Genomic DNA, 3,533 nt, shown 5'->3' on the forward strand with positions numbered 1-3,533 from the left:
AGCAACAGTGAGCCGATCGCGTCGGCGCCGGACTTGTGCACCCGGTAGCCGGCGACCACGCAGTCGGCGGTGCGCTGATGCTTGATCTTGAACATGACGCGCTTGTCCGGCTGGTAGGTGATCGTCAGCGGCTTGGCGACGACGCCGTCGAGGCCGGCTCCCTCGAACTCGTCGAACCATCGCTGCGCCGTTGCCAGATCGGTCGTCGCGGGCGTGACATGAATCGACGGACCCGAGCCGGCCAGGGCGTCGACGAGGGCCGCGCGGCGCTCGGCGAAGGTTCTACCGGTGTAGTCGTCATCGCCGAGGGCGAGCAGATCGAACGCGATGAACGACGCGGGCGTCTTTTCGGCGAGCATCCGCACCCGCGAATCGGCCGGATGGACGCGCTGCTGCAGCGCCTCGAAGTCCAACCCGTGGTCGGTGGCGATGATGATTTCACCGTCGATCACACACCGTTGCGGCAACTCGGCCTTGGCGGCCGCCATCAGTTCGGGAAAGTAGCGGGTCATCGGTCGCTCGTTGCGACTGCCCAACTCGACCTGATCGGCGTCGCGGAAGCAGATGGACCTGAACCCGTCCCACTTCGGCTCATAGGACGAATCGGGCGGGATCGAGGAAACCGACTTGGCCAGCATCGGCGAGACCGGTGGCATCACGGGGAGGTCCATGGACACATTGTGCTGGAATCGGAATATGGCTGCGTCAGCAGAAGAACTCAACGTCGACGGGATCGGGGTTCGGCTCACCAACCCGGACAAGGTGTATTTCCCCGCCCTGGGGGCCAACGGAACGAAACGCACGCTTGTCGAGTACTACCTGGCCGTCGCGCGCGGGCCGATGCTCACCGCGCTGCGTGACCGGCCAACTCACCTGCAGCGCTTCCCGGATGGCATCGACGGCGAGGAGATCTACCAGAAGCGCATCCCGCAGCACCATCCCGACTATCTGGAAACGTGCCGGGTGACGTTTCCGTCCGGGCGGACAGCTGACGCGTTGAAGGTGACCCATCCCGCCTCGATTGTGTGGGCCGCGCAGATGGGCACCATCACATTGCATCCGTGGCAAGTGCGCTGCCCGGATACCGAGCATCCCGACGAGCTGCGCGTCGACCTGGATCCGCAACCCGGCACCGGCTTCAACGAGGCCCGGGCCGTCGCTGTCGACGTATTGCGGCCACTGCTCGACGAACTCGGGCTGGTCGGCTACCCGAAGACGTCTGGCGGCCGCGGTATCCACGTGTTCCTGCGCATCAAAACCGATTGGGATTTCATCGCGGTGCGCCGCGCAGGCATCGCGCTGGCACGCGAAGTGGAGCGCCGTGCGCCGGAGGCGGTGACGACGTCGTGGTGGAAAGAAGAACGGGGCGAGCGCATCTTCGTCGACTACAACCAAAACGCGCGCGACCGCACCTTCGCGTCGGCGTATTCGGTGCGGCGCACCGCGATCGCGACGGTGTCGACGCCGCTGAGTTGGGCGGAGCTGGCCACCGCCGATCCCGACGACTACACCATGGCGACCGTGCCCGACCTGGTGGGCCGCCGCGATGACCCCTGGTCCGAAATGGATTCGCTCGATCAGTCGATCGCGCCGCTGCTCGAAATGGCCGACGCCGACGACGAGCGTGGACTCGGCGACCTGCCGTATCCGCCCAACTACCCGAAGATGCCGGGGGAGCCCAAACGCGTTCAGCCGAGCCGGGATACGGATCGGAAGAAGGATCGCTAGAGCCGGCTTGCGGCGAATCCGGCGGCCTGGTTGGTCATCCCGGTCTGGACGTAAGCGGTGTGTGCGGCACCGTTTCTGCCTTCGGAGCAAATTGGGTCGTTGGGAACGCACATGTCAATGGTCTTGGGACGATAAAGCGGACTGATGGTGGGCAGTCGGCCGCCCCCCAACGTCCTCGCGAATGTGCTTTCGGGATTGCCGAACAGGGCCACGGCGGCGACGTGATTGGCCACTTGCGGCGGCATGGAATCGGTCGACATGTCGATCACGCCCGCGCCCTGCGAATATCCGCCGAGCACCATTCTGGTGTTGGGGCAGTTCGCAGCCATGCTTTCGATATGAGCCCGCGCATCCCCGGCGCCGGCAAGAGAACTGCTGCCAAATGCGTCGGTCGCGGGGTAGTTGACTGCGTAGACGCCGACAGATCGCCCACGAGCTTGCGAGCGAAGTGAGTCCACGAATGCCTGACCGACCCCACCGACTCCCGGTGGTTCGTTGGTGCCGCGGGCAAAGACCACCTCGACGTCGGGGCATGGCGCGGCGGTGGCGGACGGGATGACGGTGGCCGGGCTCAGCAGTGCCCCTGTGGTCGCGACCGACACACCAAGGATGCGGGTAATCATCCTTGGATGTCGCCGTATGGCGGGCAATCGTTACGACGCTCGGCTCGGACAACTCCGACATCGGACGGCAAGTCCAGGTCGTCGATGCCGGGCGGATGCGTTAGAGCCGAGTCGCGACGAATCCGGCTGCCTGGTTGGTCGCATCGGGAACGTAGCCGAGGTGCGCGAGAATGTTTCCGCCCTCGGCGCAGATCTGGTCGTCGGGGAGGCAGATATCGATGGTCTTCGAGCTGTAGCTCGGGTTGATCGGTGGAATTTGGTTGTCCGACAACTGCTTTGCGTAGCTGCTCTGAGGGTTTCCGAATAAGGCAACGGCGGCAACGTGATTGGCGACCTGCGGGGCCAACTGTTGGCTGGTCATGTCCATCACGCCCGCGCCCTGCGAATATCCGCCCAGCACGATTTTGGTGTTCGGGCAGTTCGCAGCGATGCCCTGGACGTGAGCGACGGCGTCGGCGGCGCCGGCCCTCGCGCTATCGACGTAGTTGGGGGTCGCGGGGTAGTTGACCGGGTAGAGATTCACCGACTTTCCGGGTAGCTGCGCGGTAAGCGAGTCGATGAAGGCTTGGCCGGCCCCACCGACGCCGGTGGGCTCGCCAGTGCCGCGGGCGAACACCACCTCGGCGTCCGAACATGGATCGGCAAGGGCCACCGGCATGGCCACCGGCGCGGCTGACATGGCCCCCGCCGTAACCAGCGCGGTACCAACGAGGCGAGCAAAGCTCCGGTTACGCATCTTGCCAATGCTGCCATCTGGCCGGAGTAGGAGTAATAGCGTCCCCCTCATGATCGCATCGCGGCGCGGCGACGCGGCTCTGCTGGAGGCAGACAATGGCCTGCCCCGCGGCGTCCAGGGCGCCGCCGATCCGCGTTTTGCCAACGTGATCCGGATCTTCGCCCGGTTGTTTCCCGGGCGCCGATTCGGCGGCGGGACGTTGGTCGTCTATATCGAAGGCCGCCCGGTAGTCGACGTCTGGATCGGATGGTCAGACCGGGTTGGCGAGACGCCGTGGACGGCCGACACCGGGGCGATGGTGTTCTCCGCTACCAAGGGTGTCGCATCCACGGTGATTCACCGGCTCGTCGACCGCGAGCTGCTGTGTTACGACACGCCTGTCGCCGACTACTGGCCGGAGTTCGGAGCCAACGGCAAAGCCGACATCACTGTCCGCGACGTCCTGC

Annotated in this window: 5 protein-coding genes; 2 read left to right on the top strand and 3 right to left on the bottom strand. The window is 65.4% G+C overall.

Going from position 1 to position 3,533, the window contains the following annotated elements; genetic code table 11:
* Window positions 1-671 (bottom strand): ATP-dependent DNA ligase (locus tag WBF82_RS13255; protein ID WP_424383475.1); only part of this gene is annotated, 671 nt, incomplete at its 3' end.
* Between the two features lie 25 nt (window positions 672-696).
* Between WBF82_RS13255 and ligD the strand changes: the two genes are divergently transcribed.
* On the top strand, window positions 697-1,728 hold the full coding sequence (gene ligD, locus WBF82_RS13260; protein ID WP_424383476.1) for a non-homologous end-joining DNA ligase: 1,032 nt from the start codon (window positions 697-699) through the stop codon (window positions 1,726-1,728).
* Here ligD and WBF82_RS13265 read toward each other — a convergent pair.
* Both WBF82_RS13265 and WBF82_RS13270 read right to left on the bottom strand, forming a co-directional pair.
* Window positions 1,725-2,351, bottom strand: a complete 627-nt coding sequence (locus WBF82_RS13265) for a cutinase family protein (protein ID WP_424383477.1) — start codon at window positions 2,349-2,351, stop codon at window positions 1,725-1,727. The genes ligD and WBF82_RS13265 overlap by 4 nt on opposite strands.
* A 100-nt stretch (window positions 2,352-2,451) precedes the next feature.
* Window positions 2,452-3,087, bottom strand: coding sequence for a cutinase family protein (locus tag WBF82_RS13270; RefSeq protein ID WP_424383478.1), 636 nt, complete (start codon window positions 3,085-3,087; stop codon window positions 2,452-2,454).
* Between the two features lie 49 nt (window positions 3,088-3,136).
* On the opposite strand from WBF82_RS13270, the gene WBF82_RS13275 reads away from it, so the two are divergent.
* Window positions 3,137-3,533: serine hydrolase domain-containing protein (locus WBF82_RS13275; protein WP_424383479.1), on the top strand; the 397-nt coding region annotated here is incomplete at its 3' end.

The sequence above is a fragment of the Mycobacterium sp. genome, assembly GCF_049673265.1.
Lineage (GTDB): Bacteria > Actinomycetota > Actinomycetes > Mycobacteriales > Mycobacteriaceae > Mycobacterium.

Coding starts and splice junctions, on each gene's coding strand:
- ligD (WP_424383476.1), top strand. CDS start 697: ATGGCTGCGTCAGCAGAAGAACTCAACGTCGACGGGATCGGGGTTCGG.
- WBF82_RS13270 (WP_424383478.1), bottom strand. CDS start 3,087: ATGCGTAACCGGAGCTTTGCTCGCCTCGTTGGTACCGCGCTGGTTACG.
- WBF82_RS13265 (WP_424383477.1), bottom strand. CDS start 2,351: ATGATTACCCGCATCCTTGGTGTGTCGGTCGCGACCACAGGGGCACTG.